Genomic DNA, 23,333 nt, shown 5'->3' with positions numbered 1-23,333 from the left:
ACCCGCGCGCGCCTGCAGAACACGATAGCAAGTACAGCACATGAATATTTCCGTCAGCGAACTGATCGTCCGGTATCTGGAGCGCCTGGGCATCGACCACATCTTCGGCATGCCGGGTGCGCACGTGCTGCCGATCTACGACTGCCTGCATGATTCAAAGGTGAAAAGCGTGCTGGTGAAGCACGAACAGGGCGCAGCCTTCATGGCGGGCGGCCTGGCGCGTGTGTCACACCGGCCGGCCGCCTGCATCGCCACCGCCGGGCCGGGCGCGACCAACCTCATCACCGGCATCGCCAACGCCTACGCCGAACGGCTGCCGGTGCTGGCGATCACCGGCGAGACCTCGACCTACATCTTCGGCCGCGGCGGGCTGCAGGAAAGCTCGGGCGAAGGCGGCGCCATCGACCAGGGCGCGCTGTTCGCCAGCATCACCCGCTATCACAAGCTGGTCGAGCGCACCGACTACCTCGGCCAGGTACTGAACCAGGCCACGCAGGCGCTGCTCGGGCGCGAGCCGGGCCCGGTGCTGCTGTCGATCCCCTACAACGTGCAGAAGGAAATGATCGATGAAGACGTGATTGAGCAGATTCATTTCCCCGGCAAGGCGGCGATCCGACACACAACGCCCACCGCCGAATTCACCGAGCTGCTGCGCGCCGCGCATCATCCGGTGATCGTCGCCGGTTACGGCTGCATCCAGGCCGGCGCGCGTGATGTCGTTGCCGCCTTTTCCGAACGGTTCAACATTCCGGTCACCACCAGTCTCAAGGCCAAGGGCGTGGTGGCCGAAGGCACGCCGCTGTCGCTCGGCTGCCTCGGCGTGACGTCCAACGGCGAGGCCTACCGCTATCTCGTCGATCACGCCGACCTGCTGATTTTCCTCGGTGCGGGCTTCAACGAGCGCACCAGCTACCTGTGGGACGCGAAACTGCTGCGTGGCAAGAAAATCGCCCAGGTGGACCGCGACGCTGCACAGATCGGCCGCGTGTTCCAGCCAGACGTGTCCATTTGCGGCGACATCCTCGCGGTGATGGAAGACGTGTTCGACGTGCTGGAAGCCGACGACATGCCGCCCAAGTCCCGCGACCTGCTCGATGGCCACCAGGCCGCCGTCTCGCAGCCCGCGGACGACAGCGCCGCGCAGGCGCAACCCTTCCGCCTGATGCAGGCGTTCTTCAGAGGGCTCGCCCAGCGCTTCCCGCACAACGCGCTGGTGTTCGACGACAACATCATCTTTGCGCAGAGCTACTTTGACGTCTCCGACCGCAACCACTACTTCCCCAATTCCGGCATCTCGTCGCTCGGCCATGCGATTCCCGCCGCCATCGGCGCGCGCTGCTTCGCCAAGGACAGCCCCACCTTCGCCATCCTCGGCGACGGCGGCTTCCAGATGTGCTGCATGGAAATGATGACGGCGGTGAACTACGGCATCCCGCTCAACGTGGTGGTGATCAACAACGGCACGCTCAGCCTCATCCGCAAGAACCAGTTCCAGCTCTACGGCGAACGCTACATCGACTGCGATTTCACGAACCCCGACTTCGGCCTGCTCGCGCAGTCGTTCGGCGTGAATCACTATCGCATTGAAACCGAGGCGGACCTCGACCGGCTGTTTGCCGAGGCCGACCTGACCGGCACGATCAACCTCATCGAAATCCTGCTCGACAAACATGCCTTCCCGCGCTACCTGTCGGCTCGCTAGCCCCGACGAGCAGATCGCGGCGCAGCGCGCCGTCATCATTCGCTTCGAAACTGCGCTGTGGGAAGGCGGCTTCAACGCATCGCTGCTGGCTTCGTATCAATCGGCCTGGCGGCGGCTGGAAGCGCTGATCGCCGCGCGCGGCGACGACCGCCGCCATCACTTCGTCCTCGTCATCCCGGTGGCTGACAGCCCGACGCAGCTGCGCCGCTGCCTCGCCAGCCTGCTTGAGCTGTGCCGTCTGTACGGCTACGGCGGAATGCAGGACGGCCGGTTCCGCAAGGTTTCAGTCATCCTCGCCGACGACAGCGAGGACGCCGGGCTCATCGCCGAAAACCGGGCGATGGCCCGCGAATTCGACGCCCAGGGCCTGGCTATCGACTATTTCGGCCTGGCCGAACAGCTTGAACTGATGGATTCGCTCGCCGGCATGGCCGATCTCAGCACCATCGTAGGCGATGCGCCGCGCGACGCCTTCGGCCACAAGGGCCAGGCGAGGATGCGCAATATCGCCTACCTGGAACTGGCCCGGTTGCAGGAAACCGACGCACCGCTGCTCTTCTACACGCTCGACGCCGACCAGCAGTTCAAGGTGAAGGTGGAAACGGCGGACAGCGACGTCTGCGCGGTCAATTTCTTCGCCCAGCTCGACACGATCTTCAGCGCGACCGACGCCGACGTGCTCACCGGCAAGGTCGTCGGCGACCCGCCCGTCTCGCCCGCCGTCATGGCCGGCAATTTCCTCGACGACGTGGCCGGTTTCCTGCGCGAGATGGCGGCAAGTGATCCGGCTCGGCCTTACCGTCAGAACGCCGCGAACACGCCCGATGCCGACGCCGCGTATCACGACATGGCCGGCCTGTTCGGCTTTGAGAACCCGGCCGACGCCTATCGCTATCGCTGCAACCTGATGGGCACGCCGAACAACGCCGACTGCTTCGGCGACTTCGCGCAGCGGCTGAAGCGCTTCTTCCACGGCGAGCACCCCACCCGCATCACCTGGTATCGCCACCAGCCCGCACTCGACAGCGCCCAGCCCGCGCGCACGGTTTACACCGGCAATTACGTCTTCCGCCCGCGGGCATTGAGCTGGTTCATCCCCTTCGCGCCGCTGCGCCTGCGCATGTCCGGCCCCACGCTCGGGCGGCTGATGAAGACCGAGCTGGGTGACAAGTTCATCTCCGCCAACCTGCCGATGCTGCATACCCGCACACTCGACGCGACCGGCGAGGCCGAATTCAGGCCTGGTGTCGTCACCGAGGCCGATGCGATCGACCTGTCCGACGAATTCGAGCGACAGTTTTTCGGCGACGTGATGCTGTTCACGGTCGAGCGGCTGGCCGCGCTGGGCTTCCCGCAGCAGGCACTGTCCAGTGAAACCATTGCCGCCACGCTCGACGCTGTGCACGCCGAACTGGCGCAGCAATACCGCACGCGGCACGCCGGGATCGTGAAAAATCTCGATGCGCTGACCTGCATGCTGAACGAGCCGGCGCACTGGTGGCACGCGCGAGCACATGGCCAAGCGCTCGCGCAGTTCCGGGTATTCCTTGACAACATGCAGCGCAACTTCGGCGCGGATTCGCCGGGGCATGCGTGCATCGCCTCGGAAGAGAATTGGCAACGCTGGCGCCAACGCCAGCTCGCCGCCCTCACCCGGTTTGACGCAGACCGACGCGCCTGGAGCCAAGCGCTGGCGGCACTCACAGCACAGGGATGATCGCCCGCCTGCGCCACTGGCTGCACCGCCGCCGCCATCCGCTGCGCTATGCGCATCTCGGCCCCCTGCTGCACACGCAGGCGCTGCGCCGCGACGAACTGCTGGCCAAACAGCAGCGCGACCTGGCCGATATCGTCGAGTTCGCTGCCGCCCACACGCCCTACTACGCGGAAACGCTGGCGCCCCTTCTGCAAGGCAGCCGCTTCGATCCCAACGCCCTGCCCATCCTGAAAAAAAACGACGTGATCCGGCGCCTGAACGACCTGCTGGCAGACACCGCCGACCGAAGCCATGCCAAGGTCGGCCACACCGGCGGCTCCACCGGAAAACCGCTGGCCTTCTGGTACGACAACGCCAAGCACGAGCTGATGCGCGCCGGCATGATGCGCAGCTATAGGCTGTCGGGCTGGCGGCCGGGGCAGAAAATCCTCAACTTCTGGGGCGCGCGGCAGGACGTCGCCCCCGACGGCGTGTTCGGTGCGCAACTCGGCGACCTCATCGCAGCAGAGCACACCATTTCCGCATTCGAATACACCGAGGAAAAACTCGTCGAATGGGCGCGCTTCATCCAGCGTTACCGGCCGGTGCTGCTACAGGGCTACGCGTCAGTACTGGCGGAAATCGCGCACGCGGTAATTGAAAACCGCCTCGCCATGCCGAAGACCCTGCTAGGCGTGTACTCCACTGCGGAAGTGCTCACCGACGAACAACGCCAGCGCATGCAGCAGGCTTTCGGCTGCAAAGTGTTCAACCAGTACGGTAGCCGCGAAATCCCCAACATTGCCTGCGAATGCCGACTCGGCAGGATGCACGTCTTCACCGACATGGTGTATCTCGAATCGGTGCCACTGGAGAATGAAAACCGGCTATTGGTCACTTCGCTCACCAACCGCCTGATGCCGATGATCCGCTACGACATCGGCGATTCCGGCCGGCTGCTCGACGGCGCATGCGGTTGCGGCCTGCCGTTTCCGCTGATGGAAATGGACCTGTGCCGGCAGAACGACCTCGTCCGCACCCCGAGCGGCAAGACCGTCCACCCCTCGTATTTCAACCGCCTGCTGTACGGGCAGACGCAGATCCGGCAATACCAGTGGGTGCAGCGCGACCTTGACCAGCTCGAACTGAACCTGGTCACCCCACAGCCGCTGGGTAGCGAAACGCTGGCGTCACTTGAAGCAAGCATCCGCAGGGATGTGGATGTGCTGACGGCGTTGAAAGTAAATTACCTGGACGACATCCCGCGAACGGTTTCGGGCAAGCACCGGTTTGTGATCGGCCTTGGGGCGGCGCATCCCGGACACCGATAAAATCCACCCTACAAGCCGAGCATTCCACCCACGTACCACGGAACCAAATCCCTTTCCCATGCCACTTACAGCAGAGCCCACTCTGACCCCGAACCCCATGACTTCCCTGCTCAACCGTTTATTGCCCCTCTGGATCGCCCTGCTTGCCCTGTCCGGCCCAGCCGTCGCCGCCCCCGCCACGCTCGACGAGCTATTGGCGCGCCCGGTGGCGCCGCCCGGGGTGGTGTTTGAAATCGTCGACCGCGACCCGGGCGCGCTGGAGGTGGCGCTGCCCTGGGTGAAACAGGCCGCACAACGCCTGAAAGCGCGCCACCCCGGCCTGCCGATGGCGCTGGTGACGCACGGTCAGGAAATGTTTGCCCTGCAGACCGGACAACGCGCCGGCAACCAGGCGATCCACCAGATTGCGGAAAGCCTCAGCCGCGACGACGGCATTCCGGTGCATGTCTGCGAAACCTACGCCGGCAGGCGCGGGCTCGCAGCCGAGGATTTCCCGGCCTACATCGACGTCGCACCCACCGGCCCGACGCAAATCCGCAACTACGAAGCACTCGACTATGTGCGGCTGGTGGTGCCCCGGTCCGCGATGCTGAAAACGCGCTGACGCGCGCGGTCAAAATGGCGCCGCAGATTCAAACGCAAGCGCCTCCCCCGTCAGCGGATGGACGAAGCGCAGCGACCAGGCGTGCAACAGCAGCCGCCCGGCCAGGGCCTGCACGTCCGGTGGCGCATAGAGAGCATCGCCCAGGATCGGATGACCCAGTTCGCGCAGGTGGACGCGCAGCTGGTGCGAGCGGCCGGTAACGGGCTCGAGTTCGACACGGGTGCTCAAACCGATTTCATCATGCCCCAGCACGCGCCAGCGGGTCAGGCTCGGTTTTCCTAATGGGTGATCGACGATCCGCAAGGGTCGGTTCGGCCAGTCAACGATGATGGGCAGATCGATGATGCCCCAGCCTTGCGGCGGCGCTTCCAGGCGGCCGGCCACGACCGCGATGTAGCGCTTGTTGACCTCGCGCGCGGCGAATACCCTGGAAAGCGCACGCTGCGCCGCCGCGCCGCGCGCCATCACCATCAGCCCGGAAGTGGCCATGTCCAGTCGGTGCACGATCAGCGCATCGGGATAGCGGGCCTGCACCCGTGCACTCAGGCAATCCTGCTTGTCGGCGCCGCGCCCCGGCACCGCGAGCAGGCCGCTGGGCTTATCGAACACCAGCAGGGTATCGTCGGTGTAGAGGGGTTCCATAGTGAAAGGGAATGGTCGGGGATGCAAAGAAAGTCCCGCCCTCAAAACGATGCGCGGGAAGGAGGCTCGCTTTGCTGGATATCGTCGTCCTGCCTATGGGCAACCCAATGTGTCAAATCAATATTGGCAGGCCAGTGATATTAAATTTTAAACGTGTAACGCACATAGAAATCGACATCCTCGCGCTTGTGCAAACTGCCGACTCGCTGATGAATATCCTCACGATTCCGGACGCGCGCCTCTAATGCCTGTTTCTTGTCGATGGCCCATTTGTAGCGCAACTCGACGAGATTGGCATTGGGCCCAAAATCCGGAGACAAGAGCCAGCCATCGCCCGCACGGCCGAACACGAGCCCTGCGCTGTGTTTGGGTACAATATCAATAAAATTGAACGTGATCTGTGCCGCGAGTCCATCGGCGTCACCTGACGTGCCGGTTCTCACCACGCTGCGTAGCGGCGTGTTCGGGGCGTAGCCCACTTCGCCTGCCAGCATGAATTTCGTGCTGCCACGCATCGGCCACTGCCCGGCGAGTCGGCCGACCAGGCCCCAGTAGTCGTCAACCGGGCCCACGCCAACGCCGCCGCTGTGCAGGGCATCTGGCAGCCAGGTGACATCCACCGCGCGCTGAACGAGCGGTCCGGCCTGTTGCGTGTTTTCAAGACCGACAAAATAGGACACGCGGCTGCCATCGTCCCTGAAATCAAGCGGAGTACGGCGCACCTGGGTTGCACCCTCACTGTCGTTGTACTGGGCGATCGCAGTCGTGACCCAGCCGCTCACGGGTGTGTGCTTGACCTGAACACCATCGGTCCAGGTGATGTCGGTGTTCGGGCTGTCATTCCGGTCCAGCGACTTCTTGGCCACGCCAGCGAGTTCGGCCTTGCTCTGGAAGCGGCCAAGGCGCACTTGCCAGGCAGGATCCGGGCGATATTCGACATAGACCTCGTCCAGCGTGGAATCGCCGCGGCGCAAGCCGTCATCAGCAGGAATGCTGTTGAAAATCTCGAAGTGCAACTCGTTGCGGTCATCCGTGGAATAACGCCCGGCGAAGCGAACCTGCGCCAGCCATTGCTCGTTGAATTTGGCGCTGACCCCGGGACGCACGCGCAACCGAAGTTCGTCGGTTGCGTCTTCCGTGCCGTTACGGTCGTCGCGGTGCAGCGAGAAAAATCCCGTTCGCACATCGCCGTTCACAGCGAATTCAACGGCCGTAGCCGGGCCAGCCAAAGCCAGGCAACAAACCGAGAGCACCGGACTTACCCATTTCTTAAAACAAAACATGACGACCCCTTAATCATTTCGATAAATATTTGGCGCTTCGACGCCGCCTTATGCCTCCACACAACATACTCGCTTCCAGGCTTGCCTGGTTTTTGAAAGGCTCTTTATATCGTTAGCTGTTGGTTTCATGCAGGCCATTAAATTTGTTGTGAAAATTGTTGTTGGCTGTTAGTCATAACCACTTGTTTTTAAATTGAAATCTTAAATTTATTGTCGGGTTCAACAGGTAACGGTTAAAGAGCCTAAAAAAAGCTCTTTCATCGTTATTTGCTGGTGTTGGCCAGCGCTGTGGGCGGGGCGCCCTCACCCCGATTTGCGCGCCGTCGCAACCGCCACGGCATCGGCCCGAGGGCGGGCCTCCTACAACAGCACACCCCTGGCGGCGAGGCCTTTTGGTATTGGCCAGCGCTGTGGGCGGGGCGCCCTCGCCCCGATTTGCGCACCGTCGCAACCGCCATGGCATCGGCCCGGGGGCGGGCCTCCTACAACAGCAGACCCCTGCAGGAGACCGAAGGATAGGCGCCTCATCAGAGGGGACAAGACATGACTTCAACAACTAGCAGTGACATAGGCATAAAAAATAATGGCCGTATCTGGGAAGCCCACATCAGGCAACGCGTTCTGCAGACACGCGGTCATTGCTCCGCCCTGCAGGCTGAGGAGTCGAATGTCGTGCTGCATGTCCATCTCACCCCGGCTAAGCAGATGGCGTCAAGCGGAGCCCCGAGCGAGCACCAGGCGTCCTTCGACTCGCTCAGGGCAAACGGCATCAACCGCGATGTCTCAGCCCGGCAAGCCTTCCAGCAACGCGACCCCCCACGCCACCCCGAACCCGTTGGCGTCGCTCATCACCGCGCCCAGCCCGCCCTTGCAACTATGGCCCGACAGGTCCATATGCAGCCACGGCGTGTCGCCGACAAAGCGCGACAGGAAACGGGTGGCGAGGATGTGGTCGGCTTCGCCTTCCATGCTGCACTGCTTGACGTCGGCCACGGTGGAATCGAGGCTGCTGTCGTAATCCTCGGGATACGGGAAAACGACGATGCGCTCGCCGCTTGAAGTGGCGGCGCGCGAGGCCTGGTGGGCGAGTGCGCTGGAGGTGGCGAACACGCCGGACATGCGGCTGCCGAGCGCGTAGTGCATGGAGCCGGTGAGCGTGGCGAAATCGGCGATGAGGTCGGGCTTGGCCTTGGCTGCCAGCGTCAGCGTATCGGCCAGCACCATGCGGCCTTCGGCGTCGGTGTGGACGACTTCGATGGTGGTGCCGTTCAAGGCGGTGATCACTTCATTCTGCCGGTAGGCCTGCGGGCTGATGTGGTTTTCGGCGAGCGCAACCCAGCCTTCCAGCACGACCGGCAGTTTCATTTTCGAGGTGGCGGCGAGGATGCCGAGCACCACCGCCGAGCCGTTCATGTCTTCGTGCATGCCCTGCATGTACTTGGCGGGCTTGAGGTTGTGGCCGCCGGTATCGAAGCAGATGCCCTTGCCAACGAATGCCACCTTCTTCTCTGACCCCTGACCCCTGACGCCTGCCCCCTTGCCTTTTGGCCCCTTGTAGCTGATCCGAACAATCGCCGCATCCTTCGCGGGCGAGCCCTGCGCCACCGCGCAGAACGCGCCGGCGCCCATCTTCTTCAGCTTGTCGAAGCCGTATTCCTCGACCGTCCAGCCGTATTGTTTGGCCAGCGCCTTGATGCGCTTGCGGTAGACGCCGGGCGTGAGTTCGTCCGGCCCCTGCACGGTGAGGCTGCGGGTGAGAACGTTGCCTTCGGCCAGCGCCTGCACGCGGGCGAAGCCGTCGGCGGACTGGTGGCCAAACAGCTGTACAGTTTTAAGGACCGCATCGGTCTTGGACTTTCTCGACGGCAACGGCACGGCATTGACCAGCGCGGTGTAGACCGCGGCTTCCGCCGCGCGCGTCGTGAACTCGGCCTCGCCGAACACGGCCAGCGTCAGCGCCTTAGGATGCTCGGCCAGCAGCAGCGCCAGTGCACGGCGCACCTGTTCGTGGGTCTCGAAGGTGCTGGCGTCGGCCTTGAGCATGGCGTAAACCGCGAGCGTGCCGCCGGGCAGTTGAACCGCCACCGGCGACTTGGTCAGCGCGTCGATTTTGAGGTCGCGCCGCTTCATCGTGGCTTTGAGTTCAACACTGCCCGGCACATCGGGCAGGGATTTCGAAACCGGCAACAGCAGCAGCACATGGCCCGCTGCCTGCAGTATTTTTACAGTAATTTCATGTTTGTTTTCAGTCAGTTTAGGCAGCATGATGGTTCCTCGGGGCTGGCGTTTTCTTGATGGTTGGCGGGGTTTACCGGATAATTACGTGCTTTTGATTTTTTACAGCGCATTTTCTGACCCCATCCAACAAGGGTAACCGAATGAAGATTGATGACAAGAAACGCGTGCTGCGCGAAATGGTGCTGCACCGCCGTTTTGAAGAGCGCTGCTATCAGGCCTATATCGAACGCAAGATCGGCGGCTTTCTCCACCTCTACCCCGGCCAGGAAGCCTGCTGCAACGGCGTGATGGAAGCCGCGCGTCCCGGCCACGATTACGTGATCACCGGCTACCGCGACCACGTCCACGCGATCAAGTGCGGCGCCGACCCGAAGGAAGTGATGGCCGAGCTGTACGGCAAGGAAACCGGTTCCTCCAAGGGGCGCGGCGGCTCGATGCACATCTTTGATGCGGCACACCATTTCATGGGCGGCTATGCACTGGTCGGCGGCCCCTTCCCGCTGGCCGCCGGCATCGCCAAGGCGATCCAGCTGAAAGGCGGCGACGAGATCGCCATCTGCTTCCTCGGCGACGCCGCCAACAACCAGGGCGTGTTCCACGAAACCCTGAACATGGCCGCGCTGTGGAAACTGCCGGTGCTGTTCGTGTGCGAAAACAACCTGTACGGCATCGGCACCTCGATCGAGCGCTCCACCGCCGTGGTGCACCAGCACAAGCGCGTCGCCGCCTACAACATCCCGGCTGACGAATGCGACGGCCAGGACATCGACATCGTGTACGAGCATGCGCGCAAAGCGGTGGACCACGTACGCGCGGGCAACGGCCCCTTCTTCCTCGAACTGATGACCTACCGCTATCGCGGCCACTCGATGTCCGATTCGCGCGGCTACCGCTCGCGCGAGGAGGAAGAAGTCTGGAAGCAGCGCGATCCCATCCTCATGCTGCGTGACCGTCTGATTACGGCGGGCGCGATGACCATGGCCGACTACGAGACGATCGAAAAGGAAACCGACGCCTACATCGAAAACGAAGTCACCAAGTTCGCCGAGGAATCGCCCGAACCGCGCGTCGAAGACCTCGAAAAATACGTTCTAGCCGACCGTGAAAGCCAGCAACCCTGGCTCACCGGCAAAGCAGCTTAAGGAAAAAACATGGCTCAAATCATGCTGTGGGAAGCGATCCAACGCGCCCACGACGAAGAAATGTCGCGTGACCCGATGGTCATCTGTATGGGCGAAGACATCGGCGTGGCCGGCGGCACCTACAAGGCCACCAAGGGCCTGTACGAAAAATACGGCCCGCTGCGCGTGATGGACACGCCAATTTCCGAAGGCGGCTTCACCGGTCTCGGCATCGGCGCTTCCTTCCTCGGCGTGCGCCCGATCATCGAGATCATGTCAGTCAACTTCGCCTGGCTGGCGATGGACCAGATGTTCAACTCCGCCGCCAAGATTCGCTACATGTCGGGCGGCCAGCTGACCGCGCCGTGCGTGTTCCGCTCCGCCGGTGGTGCTGCGCACCAGCTCGGCGCGCAGCACTCGGCGCGCATGGAAAAGGTGTTCATGGGCATCGCCGGCCTGCGCGTGGTGACGCCGTCCAACCCCAGGCAGGCCTACGGTCTGCTGAAGTCGGCGATCCGCTGCGACGACCCGGTGTTCATCAACGAACACGAACTCATGTACAACATGAAGGGCGAAGTGCCCGACGGCGAATACTTCCATCCGCTGGAAGGCTCGGACGTCGCGCGCGCCGGTACCGACGTCACGCTCTTCGGCTACAACATCTCGGTGCACTGGTGCCTGAAGGCCGCCGAAATCCTCGACAAGCAGTATGGCATTTCGGCTGAGGTCGTCGACCTGTATTCGCTCTCGCCGCTGGATCGCGACGGCATCAGGAAATCGGTCAGCAAGACCCACCGCGTCGTCATCGCCGAGGAAGACGAAGCGCCGGTCGGGGTCGGCGCCGAAGTGATCGCCACCATCAATGAGGAGTGCTTCTTCGAACTGGATGCCGCCCCCGTGCGCGTCCACTCGGCGCTGGTGCCGCAGCCCTACAACCACACGCTGGAAAAAGCGGCCATCCCGGATCACGAGGATGTGGTGAAGGCCGTTCTGAAGCTGTTTGGCAAGGCATGAGGGATCAGGAGTCAGGATTCAGGGGGCAGGGCGTGAAAAACTACCGTGATCTGAAAGTCTGGCAGATAGCAATGGAACTGATAGAAAGCATCTACCGAACTACTGAATCCTTCCCTTTCAGGGAAACCTATGCACTGGCCAATCAACTCCAGCGTGCAGCCGTTTCCATCCCCTCCAATATTGCCGAAGGTCACGCAAGAAGTTCGACGAAGGATTACTTGCGTTTTCTATCGATTTCACAGGGTTCGCTTGCTGAAGCAGAAACACAGCTTGAACTCGCGCACCGGCTGGGTTACATCCCCCAAGCCGTGTTGCTTTGTCTGCTTGAGCAGACCAACGAGGTTGGCCGTATGTTGCACGGTCTGAGAAGCGCACTGACCGCCAAACTATCGCCAACTCCCTGACCCCTGAATCCTGACCCCTGAATCCTATGAATCATTACGCCATCACGATGCCGCAGCTCTCGGACACCATGACCGAGGGCGTGGTCGTCACCTGGGAAAAGCAGGCCGGCGATAAGGTCGAGCGCGGCGACATCGTCGCCACGGTCGAGACCGACAAGGCCATCATGGACGTCGAAGTGTTCAAGGCCGGCTATCTGGCCGGCCCGCTGGCTGACGTCGGCGCGACCATCGCCGTCGGCGCCGCGCTCGGCTACATCACCGATACCGCAGGCGACGTGGCAATCGCCGCCGACGAAGTGGTGGCGGAACAGGCGCAGACCGAAATGATTCCGCACCATGCCGGCACGCCGATCGTGATGCCGCAGCTGTCGGACACCATGACCGAAGGCGTCGTCGTCACCTGGGAAAAACAGCCGGGTGATGCGATCAAGCGCGGCGACATCGTCGCCACGGTGGAAACCGACAAGGCCATCATGGACGTCGAGGTATTCCAGGACGGCTTCCTCTCCGGCCCCATCGCCGACATCGGCAGCGTGGTCGAGGTCGGCCACCCGATGGGCTTCATCGTCGACGACGCCTCCAAGGCCAACGACACCGGCGTCATCATCAGCGCCGACCACAAGGTCAAGGACACGCACAAGGTCGCACCGCCTGCGGCCGACAGGCCGGCACACATCCCCATGCCGAAGGCCGCACCCGTACAGGTGTCCGCCGCCGGCACCCTGCCGCCGGTGGGCCGTCCGCAAGGCCGCCAGGCCAGCCCCTATGCGCGCAAGGTGGCGGCGCAGCTGGGGGTGAACCTCAGCGGCCTCGCCGGCACCGGCCCGTCCGGCATGATCGTCGCCGCCGATGTGGCGCGCGCGCGCCCGTCGATGCAGGAGGTCGCGCACTCGTTGCCGCAGGTCGACGTGCCGGGCCAGGGTCGCAAAATGACCTCAATGGAAAAGGCGGTGAGCCACGCGATGACCGCCTCGCTCACGCTGCCGACCTTCAACGTCACGATGAACATCAACACCGCCGCACTGACCGCCGCCGCCAAGGCGAAGAAGGTTTCGGTCACGGTGGCGATCGCCAAGGCCTGTTCAGTGGCGATGGCGAAATTCCCGCGCATGAACTGGGCCTACCAGCCGGTCGACAAGCTGGTCGAGCGCACGAACCACGACTTCGGCGTCGCCGTGATGTCGAACGACGGCGGCCTGGTGGTGCCGATCCTGCATGGCATCGAGAAGAAACCGCTGGAAGCGCTGCAGGCCGACTGGACCGGTCTGGTCGAGCGCGCCCGCGTGCGCAAGCTGGCACCCGCCGAATATTCCAACCCCACCTTCACCATCTCCAACATGGGCATGCTGGGCGTGTCGCACTTCACCGCGATCCCCACCCCCGGCATCGCCGCGATCCTGGCGATTGCAGCGAATGGCCCGCAGGGCACACCCTTCACCATTACCGGCGACCACCGCGTGCTGAACGGTGCCGACGTGGCGCTGTATCTGGCCACGCTGAAGCAGACCATCGAAGCGCCCGAAGCCTGGATGTCGGGTGGAGCGGCGGCAGCTGAAGCCGTCGCCGGCGCAACCACCACCAGCGCGCCGCTGTCGCCCATCCCCGAGGGTAATTGGGACTTCCCGGTCGTCGTCGTCGGCGGCGGCCCTGGCGGCGAGGACTGCGCGCGCGACCTCGCCGACCATGGCGTCCGTGTCATGATGGTCAACAATGAGCCCTTCCCCGGCGGCGAATGCCTGTGGCGCGGCTGCATCCCGTCCAAGGCCTGGCGCGCCGCGGCGGACGTCATCCGCAACCGCGCGCACGATGCCGAGATGGGCGTCGACGGCACCAACACGCCGAAGCTCAACTGGGAACAGGTCGAGAAGCACCGCCGCTGGGTGCAGACGAGCCGCGGCGAGATGGCGCTGAAGGCAGACAAGGGCATGAAGATCGACGTGCGCGAAGGCTACGGCGAATTCGTCGACGCCCACACGCTGAAGATCACCCCGGTCGAGGGCGAGCCGTACACCGTCAGCTTCGGCGCGGCGGTTATTGCAACGGGCGCCCCCTCCTTCATGCCGCCGATTCCCGGCGCGCGCGAAAACCTGGCGACCGGCGGCGTGGTCACCTCCGACACCATCTGGAACCTCGCCAGCCCGCCGAAGAAACTCGGCATCGTCGGCGGCGGCGTCATCGGTGTCGAGATGGCGCAGATCTTCCGCGACTTCGGCACCGAAGTGCTGATGCTGGAGCGCCACGAGCGCATCCTCGCCGAAATCGAGGAGGAAATTGGTAAAACGCTGATCGCCTCGCTGGAGAAGGAAATAACCGTCGTTACCAACGCTGACATCAAGGAAGCCAGCGGCAAGCCCGGCGCGATGAAGCTGCGCTACGCCAACAAGGAAGGCGTCGAGTCGGTGTTCGACTGCGACGTCATCCTGATGGCCACCGGCAAGCGCCCCGACACCAGCAAGCTGAACCTGGACAAGGTCGGCGTCGAGCTCGACGGCGCGGCGATCAAGGTCAACGCGCGCTGCCAGACCAGCGCGGCGAACATCTACGCAGTGGGCGACGTGATCGGCGGATACATGCTTGCCCACACCGCCGCCACCCAGGGCCGCGTCGCTGCAAACAACCTGCTGGGGCACGCATCCGAATACGACCAGGACCGCGACTGCGGCGTCACCTTCTCGCGCCCACAGGCCGGCTTCGTCGGCCTGTCCGTGACGCAGGCGAAGGCAAAGGGAATCGACGCGGTGGAGGCCAAGATGCCGATGAGCATCGACGCCAAGGCGATGATCACCGGCGAAACTGAAGGCATGATCAAGCTGGTGGCCGACAAGGCCACCGGCCGCATCATCGGCGTGCACTACCTCGCCGACCACACCGACACCCTGATCGGTATCGGCGTGATGATGGTGGCGGGCGAGATGACGCTGACCCAGGTCGCCAAGGCAATCTTCCCGCACCCGACGCAGACCGAGTTGTTCGGCGAACTGGCGCGCCGACTGCTGAACCGCCTGCGGCGCACCGCGAAAAAATAATCCTTCGCAAGCTCCAACGACAAGGGCCGCATTCGCGGCCCTTGTCGTTTCCAGCATAAATGCAAGGTGGGTAACCCCACCCTCTCGCATTACCGTCCCAGCCCGATCAAGCCGGTTGTGACGCGGCCTTCTCGAAACTGAACACCCCGTTCTGCGCATCGATACGGATGGTGTCCTTGGGCGCGAAGTGTCCGGACAGGATTTCCTTCGCCAGCGGGTTTTCGAGTTCACTCTGGATGGCGCGCTTGAGCGGCCGCGCCCCGTACACAGGATCGAAGCCGGCCTTGGCGATTTCGGCGAGGGCGGCTTCGGTGATGTCGAGCTGCATCTCCATCTGCGCCAGGCGTTTTTCCAGGCCTTGCAGCTGGATGCGCGCGATGCTGGCGATGTGTTTCTCGTCCAGTGCGTGGAACACGACGACTTCGTCGATGCGGTTGATGAACTCGGGGCGGAAGTAGGACTTCACTTCGCCCAGCACGGCGAGCTTGATGACCTGATAGTCGTCGCCGCTCATGGTCTGGATCATCTGCGAGCCGAGGTTGGAGGTCATCACGATCACGGTGTTGCGAAAGTCGACGGTGCGGCCCTGGCCGTCGGTCAGGCGGCCGTCGTCGAGCACCTGCAGCAGCACGTTGAAGACGTCCGGGTGCGCCTTTTCCACCTCGTCCATCAGGATGACGGAGTAGGGTTTGCGGCGCACCGCTTCGGTGAGGTAGCCGCCTTCCTCATAGCCGACGTAGCCGGGCGGCGCGCCGATGAGGCGGGCAACCGAGTGCTTCTCCATAAATTCGCTCATGTCGATGCGGATCATGTGGTCGGCGGAATCGAACAGGTATTCGGCCAGCGTCTTGCACAGCTCGGTCTTGCCGACGCCGGTGGGGCCGAGGAAGAGGAACGACCCGAGCGGCCGGTTGGGGTCGGACAGGCCGGCGCGTGAACGACGGATGGCATCAGAGACGACGCGCACGGCTTCGTCCTGTCCCACCACGCGGCTGTGCAGTTTGTCTTCCATGTGCAACAGCTTGTCGCGCTCGCCCTGCAGCATCTTGGAGACCGGAATGCCGGTCGCGCGCGAGACGACCTCGGCGATTTCCTCAGCACCGACTTCGGTGCGCAGCAACTTGAACACGAGCTTGGTGTCGGCCGATTCGGCGTGCTTCAGCTGGGCTTCCAGCTGCGGCAGCTTGCCGTATTGAATCTCGGCGACCTTGTCGAGCTTGCCCTGGCGCTGCAGCTCGACCATTTCGCCGCGCAGCTTGTCGATTTCTTCCTTGATGTGGGCGCTGCCCTGCACCTGGGCCTTTTCGGCTTTCCAGATTTCTTCCAGATCGTTGTATTCGCGTTGCAAGGTCAGCAACTCGTCTTCGATGAGTTGCAGGCGTTTTTTGGACGCCTCGTCCTTCTCGCGCTTGACCGCCTCGCGCTCGATCTTCAGCTGGATCATGCGCCGCTCGAGCTTGTCCATCACCTCGGGCTTGGAATCGATTTCCATCTTGACGCGCGCTGCGGCCTCGTCGATCAGGTCAATGGCCTTGTCGGGCAGGAAGCGATCGGTGATGTAGCGATGGCTCAATTCAGCGGCAGCGACGATTGCCGGGTCGGTGATTTTCACGCCATGGTGCAGTTCGTAGCGCCCCTGCAGACCGCGCAGAATGGCAACGGTCGATTCGACGCTGGGTTCGTCGACCAGCACCTTCTGGAAGCGGCGCTCCAGCGCGGCGTCCTTCTCGACATACTTGCGGTACTCGTCGAGCGTGGTGGCGCCGATCAGGTGCAGTTCGCCGCGCGCCAGCGCCGGCTTCAGCATGTTGCCAGCGTCCATCGCGCCTTCGGCCTTGCCCGCGCCGACCAGGGTGTGCAGTTCGTCCAGGAACATGATGTAGCGGCCCGGATCCATCGCCAGCTCCTTCAGCACGGCTTTCAGCCGTTCCTCGAATTCGCCGCGATATTTGGCACCGGCCAGGAGTGCGGCCAGATCCAGCACCAGCACCTTCTTGCCTTTCAGGGTTTCCGGCACTTCTTCATTCACAATCCGCTGCGCCAGGCCTTCGACGATAGCGGTCTTGCCGACGCCGGGTTCGCCGATCAGCACCGGGTTGTTTTTGGTGCGGCGCTGCAGGATCTGGATCGAGCGGCGGATTTCGTCGTCGCGCCCGATCACCGGGTCGAGCTTGCCCTCGCGCGCACGCGCGGTGAGGTCGAGGGTGTATTTGGCGAGCGCCTCGCGCTGGCCTTCGGCTTCCTGGGACTGCACGTTTTCGCCGCCGCGCACGGCCTGGATCGCCTGCTCCAGCGCGGCCTTCTGCGCGCCGTGCTGCTTCAGCAGGCGGCCGGTTTCGCCCTTGTCGTCCAGCGCCGCCAGCAAAAACAGCTCGGAGGCGATGTAGGCGTCGTTGCGCTTCATCGCCTCCTTGTCGGTCAGGTTCAGCAGGTTGTTGAGGTCGCGCGAAATCGCCACTTCGCCGCCCTGGCCTTCGACCTTGGGCAGGCGCGTCAGCGCCTGGGTCAGCGCCGCTTTCAGCGCGGGCACCTGCGCGCCGGCGCGCGACAGGATGGCCGCCGCGCCGGCGCCTTCCTGATTCAGCAGCGCCAGCAGCAGGTGCTGCGGTTCGATGTAGGCATGGTCGCCGCCGACGGCGAGGCTTTGCGCGTCGGAAAAGGCTTGCTGGAACTGGGTGGTGAGTTTGTCAAAACGCATAAGTGGCCTCGTGTCTAAGAGCCTATTTCAGTAGGAATCATACCCCGAGCCGGTTGCCTGCGGGATGCAGGGCAAGGCGCGGGGAGCGAAGTTTGGTCGTTCCAAATAAGCGACCCGCAACGCGGCCAAGCGCCCGCAGGCAACCGGCCCTTCGGGTTGAGACCAGGATCGGCGTCTGCGGCGTTGCAGTGCTTGGCAATGGATGACCATTGCCGGCGCACTGCGCCTTGCATCCATCCGATCCTGGTCTCAACTCGGGGCATGATTCCTGCTGAAATAGGCTCTAGGGAAACACTGATTAATTCGATATAGCCGTCATTGCGAGCGAAGCGCGGCAATCCAGCGCATTGATTAAGCGGGCATTTCTGGATTGCCGCGTCGCTTCGCTCCTCGCAAAGACGGATTAATCAGCGTCTCCCTAGGGTATATTCAGTGCTTTCCAAATAGTGGCATTTCGGCCGATTTCAACCCGCCATGTCTGAATTGAATGTAGAACAGGTTTTGTCCGATGTCGCGCGCGCGCTGGAGGAAGATGTCGGCAGCGGCGACCTCACCGCCCGGCTCATCCCCGCGACGCAAACCGCGCGCGCGCGCGTCATCAGCCGAGAGGCCGCCGTGATCGCCGGCCGGCCATGGTTCGACGCCTGTTTTCAGGCACTCGACCTCGGTTGTGTCATCGAATGGCAGGTGAACGAGGGTGACGCCGTCGCCGCCGGCAGCGTGCTGGTCGAGATCAGCGGCAACGCGCGTGCGCTGCTGACCGCCGAGCGCCTGGCGCTGAATTTCCTGCAGACCCTGTCGGCGGTGGCCACCGCCACCCGGCCCTATATCGAGGCCGTGCGCGGCACGCATGCCGCCATTCTCGACACCCGCAAGACCCTGCCCGGCCTGCGCATCGCCGAAAAATACGCGGTGCGCATCGGCGGCGGGCAGAACCAGCGCACAGGCCTTTACGACGGCATCCTGATCAAGGAAAACCACATCACCGCAGCGGGCGGCATCGCGCAGGTGCTGGAAGCCGCGTTCCATCTGGCCGAGGGCAAGGTCAGCGTACAGATCGAAGTGGAAAACATCCACGAACTCGAACAGGCCCTGAGTGCCGGCGCCCCGCTCATCCTGCTCGACAACTTCAGCCTCGCCGACATGCGCCATGCGGTGCAGGTCACCCATGGCCGCGCCCTGCTCGAAGCCTCCGGCAACATCACGCTGGACACCGTGCGCGCGGTGGCCGAAACCGGGGTCGACCGCATTTCCGTCGGCAGCCTCACCAAGCATATCCGCGCGGTGGATTTGTCGATGCGCATCGACACGCAATGATCAAGGGCGTTCGCGTCCGCTACGACAACCCGGCGCATGCCGCCGCACTGGTCGATCTGCTGGACGCCTACGCGCGCGACCCGGCCGGCGGCGGCGAACCGCTGTCCGACTTCGCACGCGGCAATCTGGTCGCATCGCTTGCCGCACGCCCCTTCATCTTCAGCGTGCTGGCGTTCGACGGTATCACCCCGGTCGGCCTCATCAACGCCATCGAGGGCTTTTCCACCTTTGCCTGCAAGCCGCTCGTCAACGTGCACGACGTGGTGGTCGCGGTGAGCCATCGCGGCCGCGGCATTGCGACGCAGTTGTTCGCCGAGGTCGAGACGATCGCCCGCGAACGCGATGCCTGCAAGCTCACGCTCGAAGTGCTGGCCGGCAATGCGTCCGCCCGCGCGCTCTATCAGCGGCTGGGGTTCGCCGCCTACCGGCTCGACCCCGCCATGGGCCATGCGCAGTTCATGCAGAAATGGCTGGCCTGAAGCACGCACTGGCCGCGCTGACGCTGGCGTGGGCCGCGTGGCTGCCGCATCCGGCATGGAGCGACTCGCCGCCGGCTGCCCCGGCCATGCTGCTGGCCGAGGTGTACGCCGCCGACGTCGATGTCACCCAGTATTGGGTCAGCGAGAAATTCGACGGCGTGCGCGCCCAGTGGGACGGCCGCAGCCTGCGCTTTCGCGGCGGCGGCATCGTTCCCGCACCGGCGTGGTTTACCGCCGGTTTCCCGGCGCAGCCGCTGGACGGCGAGTTGTGGATCGGCCGCGACCAGTTCGATGCGCTGTCGGGCACGGTGCGCAAAGTCGAACCGCTGGATGCCGAATGGCGGCAGGTGCGCTATCTGATTTTTGAATTGCCCGGCGCGGCGGGCAGCTTCACTGATCGGGTTACGCAGATGCAGCAACTCGTCGCGCAGGCGAAGCAGCCCTGGCTGCAGGCCGTCGGACAAGCGCGCGTGACCGATCGCGCCACGCTGATGAAACAGCTCGACGCCGTGGTGCGCGCGGGCGGCGAAGGCTTGATGCTGCACCGCGCCGACGCGCCCTATCTGACGGGCCGCAGCGATGCGCTGCTGAAGCTGAAGCCGTGGCATGACACCGAGGCGGTCATCGTCGGCCATGTGCCGGGCAAGGGGAAATATCAGGGGATGACCGGTGCGCTGACCATGGAGATGCCGGACGGCAAGCGCTTCCGCATCGGCAGCGGCCTCACCGATGCGCTGCGCCGCCAGCCGCCGCCGCTCGGCACGCGCATCACGTATCGCTACCAGCACCTGACGAAAAACGGCCTGCCGCGCTTTCCGCGCTACCTGCGCGTGCGCGAGGATTTCTAGGGAAACGATTAATTCGTCATTGCGAGGAGCGCAGCGACGCTGCAATCCAGAAATGCCTGCTTGATCAATGCGCTGGATTGCCGCGCTTCGCTCGCAATGACGGCTATATCGAATTAATCAGCGTCGCCCTAGCGTTTACGTCAGCCAGATCAGCGAGGCCATGCGGCCGGTGACGCCGTCGCGACGATAGGAATAGAAGCTGTTCGCCTCATTGAAGGTACAGCGCCCGTCCCCATGGATCGCCTGCACCCCGGCGTGATTGAGGTGGATGCGCGCGAGCTGGTAAATATCGGCAAGCCATTTCCCCGGGGTTGACGCAGGATGCGGGAGGAAGGCGACAGCAGCCTCCGGATGCTGTGCGACAAACGCCTCGCGCACCTCATCGCCCACTTCAAACGCCTGCGGGCCGATGGCAGCGCCCATCCAGGCAAGGACTTCACCCGGCGGCACCTGCATCGCGGCCACGGTGGCTTCCAGCACGCCGCCCGCCAGCCCGCGCCAGCCGGCATGCGCGGCGGCGACAACGCTGCCGGCGCGGTCGCAGAACAGCACCGGCAGACAGTCGGCGGTGAGGACGGCGCAGACCTGCGCCGGTTGTCGGGTAAATGCGGCGTCGGCTTGCGGATTCGGCTCGCGCCCGAGTTCGACCACGCGGGCGCTGTGCACCTGCTTGAGCCAGCCCGGCTCGGCGGGCAGCTGCCGGCGCAGGCGCGCGCGGTTGGCCGCGACATGGGCGGGATCGTCGCCGACATGGTCGCCGAGGTTGAGGCTGCGCCAGGGTGCCTGGCTCACGCCGCCCGCGCGGGTGGTCATCAGACTTTTTACCCGGGCAGGCGCGGGCCAGTCGGGCAGGATCATCCGCTTACGCTTCCCAGACGATGTCGTCGCGCAGCGCTTGCAGGAGTAAGGCGAAATCGGGCGGCAACGGGCATTCCCACTGCATGAATTCCTGCGTGACCGGGTGGATCAGGCCCAGCCGTTCGGCGTGCAGCGCCTGGCGCGGGAACGGGATCTTGAGGTGGCTGCGGCGGCTGGCGCTGTAGACCGATTCGCCGACCAGCGGATGGCCGATGTGCTGCATGTGAACCCGGATCTGGTGGGTGCGCCCGGTTTCCAGCTTGCAGCGCAGCAGGGTGAGTCCGGGAAAGCGTTCGACCACTTCGTAATGCGTGACCGCTTCCTTGCCCATGGTGTGCACGGTACGCTTGGTGCGGTTGTGGGGGTCGCGCGCCAGCGGCGCATCGACGGTACCGGCGTGGTCGACCTCGCCATACACCAGGGCGAGGTATTCACGCTTGACGGTGCGCGCCTGCAGCTGGCGCACCAGATCGGTGTGCGACATGAGCGTTTTGGCAACGACCAGCAGGCCGGAGGTGTCCTTGTCGAGTCGATGCACGATGCCGGCGCGCGGCAGTTCGGCCACCTGTGGCACCCAGTGCAGCAGCGCGTTCAGCATCGTGCCTTGGCGGTTGCCGCTGCCGGGGTGCACCACCAGGCCGACCGGCTTGTTGATCACCAGCAGCATCGGGTCTTCGAACACGATATCGAGTGGGATGGCCTCGGGCGCATCGGGAGTGGCGTTCGGATCAGGCTCGATTTCGACCCGCACCGATTCGCCGCCGCTGACTTTCATCCGGGTGGTGCCAAAGGCGTCGTCCACCGAGATCTTGCGTGCGCGGATCCAGTTCTGGATGCGGTTGCGCGAAAACTCGGGCAGCAAGGCGGACAGCGCCTGGTCAAGGCGCAGACCGCCCTGCTCGTCGGGGATCACCAGCTTGCGGATGTCGCCCTCTGGATTTCCCTTATAATCACTCGACATATTTTCTGTGTCTTTTTCCATGCTTAAGCAACGTTCTTCCGGTTTTAATATATTCAATCGGGCGCCTGGCCTCAATCGGGTGCTGGGCAGCCTGCTGCTGGCCGCCGCACTCACCATCGGAGGCTGCGGCCTGTTGCCCGAGATCAAGGATGAAACCGCGGGCTGGTCGGCACAAAGGATCTATGCCGAAGCCAAGGATAATCTCAACAGCGGCAATTACGAACGCGCCGTCAAGCTTTTCGAAACGCTAGAGTCGCGTTACCCCTTCGGCCGCTATGCGCAGCAGGCCCAACTGGAAGTCGCCTACGCGTATTACAAGGACGACGAGCCGATTTCCGCGATTGCCGCGTGCGACCGCTTCATCAAGCTGCACCCCAATCATCCTAACGTCGATTACGCCTACTATCTCAAGGGCCTGGCGAATTTTAACGACGATCTCGGCCTGCTGGGCAATCTGGTCAATCAGGACCTGAGCGAGCGCGATCCCCGGGCCGCGCGCGATGCGTTCCTGGCGTTCAAGGAGCTGGTCACCCGCTTCCCCGACAGCAAGTACGCCGACGACTCGACCGCGCGCATGAAATACCTGGTCAACGCGCTGGCCGGCAACGAGGTCCACGTCGCCAAGTATTACCTGAAACGCAAAGCCTGGGTGGCTGCCGCCAACCGCGCCAAGGAAGTGCTGAAAACCTACCCTGAAGCCCCCGCGCTGGAAGAGGCGCTGGCGATCATGGTGGTGGCCTACGACAAGCTGGAACTCACCGACCTGCGCGACGATGCGCAGCGCGTGCTGACGCTGAACTTCCCCAGTAGCAAGTATGCCAAGGGCGTCAGCACCGAGGGCAAGGCCTGGTACCGCTTCTGGTGATTCCGCCCTGCGGCAGCCGAATCCTGCTGCCGCTTCAATAGGAACCAGCTCTTGGCGAGCTGGGTTCGCATTCGATTCTTCGTAATATTTTCGCAGTGCTGATGCGCTCGCGCATCAGCCCAACTGCGCGAGCCTGCCGCCGCCGCACCGTGTGCATCGTTGATCTGCAGACCGCGCCGGGCGGCGACGTGCGACGTGCCGGGAGACCACGGCAGCCGCTCTTCTGCCGGATGCCGTCAGGCGGTC

The 23,333-nt window shown here is 63.7% G+C and carries 19 protein-coding genes; 12 read left to right on the top strand and 7 right to left on the bottom strand.

Translation table 11 applies throughout. The features are described from left to right. The first annotated feature begins 40 nt into the window (after positions 1-40). The 4 genes from ABW22_RS14925 to ABW22_RS14910 all read left to right on the top strand — a co-directional run bounded on the left by ABW22_RS14925 (position 41) and on the right by ABW22_RS14910 (position 5,333). Positions 41-1,702 (top strand): thiamine pyrophosphate-binding protein, encoded by a 1,662-nt coding sequence (locus ABW22_RS14925; RefSeq protein ID WP_059758532.1) that lies wholly within the window; start codon positions 41-43, stop codon positions 1,700-1,702. Further along, a complete protein-coding gene (locus tag ABW22_RS14920) occupies positions 1,671-3,419 on the top strand; it encodes a hypothetical protein (protein WP_059758527.1) in 1,749 nt (582 codons plus the stop codon). Before ABW22_RS14925 ends, ABW22_RS14920 begins: the two co-directional genes overlap by 32 nt. Then, entirely contained in the window at positions 3,416-4,729 is a 1,314-nt protein-coding gene (locus ABW22_RS14915) for a phenylacetate--CoA ligase family protein (RefSeq protein WP_059758523.1), read from the top strand. Before ABW22_RS14920 ends, ABW22_RS14915 begins: the two co-directional genes overlap by 4 nt. A 97-nt stretch (positions 4,730-4,826) precedes the next feature. After that, the gene (locus ABW22_RS14910; RefSeq protein WP_237763367.1) at positions 4,827-5,333 is read left to right on the top strand and encodes a DsrE family protein; all 507 of its coding nucleotides are present in this window, start codon (positions 4,827-4,829) and stop codon (positions 5,331-5,333) included. 9 nt (positions 5,334-5,342) lie between these two features. Here ABW22_RS14910 and ABW22_RS14905 read toward each other — a convergent pair whose 3' ends face one another. From ABW22_RS14905 to ABW22_RS14895, 4 genes are all read right to left on the bottom strand, one after another. Next, positions 5,343-5,975, bottom strand: a complete 633-nt coding sequence (locus tag ABW22_RS14905; protein WP_059758512.1) for an RluA family pseudouridine synthase — start codon at positions 5,973-5,975, stop codon at positions 5,343-5,345. A 140-nt stretch (positions 5,976-6,115) separates the two neighbouring features. Next, complete coding sequence (locus tag ABW22_RS14900) at positions 6,116-7,171, bottom strand: hypothetical protein (protein ID WP_059758507.1); 1,056 nt, start codon at positions 7,169-7,171, stop codon at positions 6,116-6,118. Between the two features lie 636 nt (positions 7,172-7,807). Beyond that, on the bottom strand, positions 7,808-7,939 hold the full coding sequence (locus tag ABW22_RS18280; protein WP_269083913.1) for a hypothetical protein: 132 nt from the start codon (positions 7,937-7,939) through the stop codon (positions 7,808-7,810). Positions 7,940-8,041: 102 nt separating this feature from the next. Next, positions 8,042-9,523, bottom strand: coding sequence for a M17 family metallopeptidase (locus tag ABW22_RS14895; RefSeq protein ID WP_059758504.1), 1,482 nt, complete (start codon positions 9,521-9,523; stop codon positions 8,042-8,044). Between the two features lie 113 nt (positions 9,524-9,636). On the opposite strand from ABW22_RS14895, the gene pdhA reads away from it, so the two are divergent. From pdhA to ABW22_RS14875, 4 genes are read left to right on the top strand one after another with little or no spacing between them, the layout of a single operon-like run. Continuing rightward, on the top strand, positions 9,637-10,638 hold the full coding sequence (pdhA, locus tag ABW22_RS14890) for a pyruvate dehydrogenase (acetyl-transferring) E1 component subunit alpha (RefSeq protein WP_059758501.1): 1,002 nt from the start codon (positions 9,637-9,639) through the stop codon (positions 10,636-10,638). Positions 10,639-10,647: 9 nt separating this feature from the next. Continuing rightward, positions 10,648-11,631 carry an alpha-ketoacid dehydrogenase subunit beta gene (locus ABW22_RS14885; RefSeq protein ID WP_059758497.1) on the top strand — a complete coding sequence of 328 codons (984 nt, stop codon included), beginning with the start codon at positions 10,648-10,650 and terminating at the stop codon, positions 11,629-11,631. 32 nt (positions 11,632-11,663) lie between these two features. Next, on the top strand, positions 11,664-12,035 hold the full coding sequence (locus tag ABW22_RS14880) for a four helix bundle protein (protein WP_082708934.1): 372 nt from the start codon (positions 11,664-11,666) through the stop codon (positions 12,033-12,035). 26 nt (positions 12,036-12,061) lie between these two features. Next, positions 12,062-15,061, top strand: coding sequence for an FAD-dependent oxidoreductase (locus tag ABW22_RS14875; protein WP_059758489.1), 3,000 nt, complete (start codon positions 12,062-12,064; stop codon positions 15,059-15,061). A gap of 106 nt (positions 15,062-15,167) precedes the next feature. Here the strand turns inward: ABW22_RS14875 and clpB are convergent, their stop codons facing one another. Further along, positions 15,168-17,759: an ATP-dependent chaperone ClpB gene (gene clpB / locus ABW22_RS14870; RefSeq protein ID WP_059758486.1), complete on the bottom strand. Its 2,592-nt coding sequence runs from the start codon at positions 17,757-17,759 to the stop codon at positions 15,168-15,170. A gap of 474 nt (positions 17,760-18,233) precedes the next feature. On the opposite strand from clpB, the gene nadC reads away from it, so the two are divergent. The 3 genes from nadC to ABW22_RS14855 are packed head-to-tail and all read left to right on the top strand — an operon-like array spanning position 18,234 to position 20,403. Then, positions 18,234-19,076, top strand: coding sequence for a carboxylating nicotinate-nucleotide diphosphorylase (gene nadC / locus ABW22_RS14865; RefSeq protein ID WP_059758483.1), 843 nt, complete (start codon positions 18,234-18,236; stop codon positions 19,074-19,076). Beyond that, on the top strand, positions 19,073-19,555 hold the full coding sequence (locus tag ABW22_RS14860) for a GNAT family N-acetyltransferase (protein WP_059758480.1): 483 nt from the start codon (positions 19,073-19,075) through the stop codon (positions 19,553-19,555). Before nadC ends, ABW22_RS14860 begins: the two co-directional genes overlap by 4 nt. After that, positions 19,543-20,403, top strand: a complete 861-nt coding sequence (locus ABW22_RS14855; RefSeq protein WP_059758476.1) for a DNA ligase — start codon at positions 19,543-19,545, stop codon at positions 20,401-20,403. Before ABW22_RS14860 ends, ABW22_RS14855 begins: the two co-directional genes overlap by 13 nt. A gap of 135 nt (positions 20,404-20,538) precedes the next feature. On the opposite strand, the gene pgeF is transcribed toward ABW22_RS14855, so the two are convergent. Then, positions 20,539-21,216 (bottom strand): peptidoglycan editing factor PgeF, encoded by a 678-nt coding sequence (pgeF, locus tag ABW22_RS14850; protein ID WP_082708918.1) that lies wholly within the window; start codon positions 21,214-21,216, stop codon positions 20,539-20,541. A 49-nt stretch (positions 21,217-21,265) separates the two neighbouring features. Next, a complete protein-coding gene (rluD, locus tag ABW22_RS14845; protein WP_237763366.1) occupies positions 21,266-22,222 on the bottom strand; it encodes a 23S rRNA pseudouridine(1911/1915/1917) synthase RluD in 957 nt (318 codons plus the stop codon). A gap of 19 nt (positions 22,223-22,241) precedes the next feature. Here rluD and ABW22_RS14840 point away from each other — a divergent pair, with 19 nt between their 5' ends. Continuing rightward, entirely contained in the window at positions 22,242-23,087 is an 846-nt protein-coding gene (locus tag ABW22_RS14840; protein ID WP_237763365.1) for an outer membrane protein assembly factor BamD, read from the top strand. The last annotated feature ends 246 nt before the right edge of the window (positions 23,088-23,333 follow it).

It is taken from the genome of Thiobacillus denitrificans (assembly GCF_001530125.1).
Taxonomy (GTDB): Bacteria; Pseudomonadota; Gammaproteobacteria; order Burkholderiales; family Thiobacillaceae; genus Thiobacillus; species Thiobacillus denitrificans_C.
The sequence above is the reverse complement of the archived record's forward strand: the minus strand, read 5'-3'. Positions and strand labels throughout refer to the sequence as shown.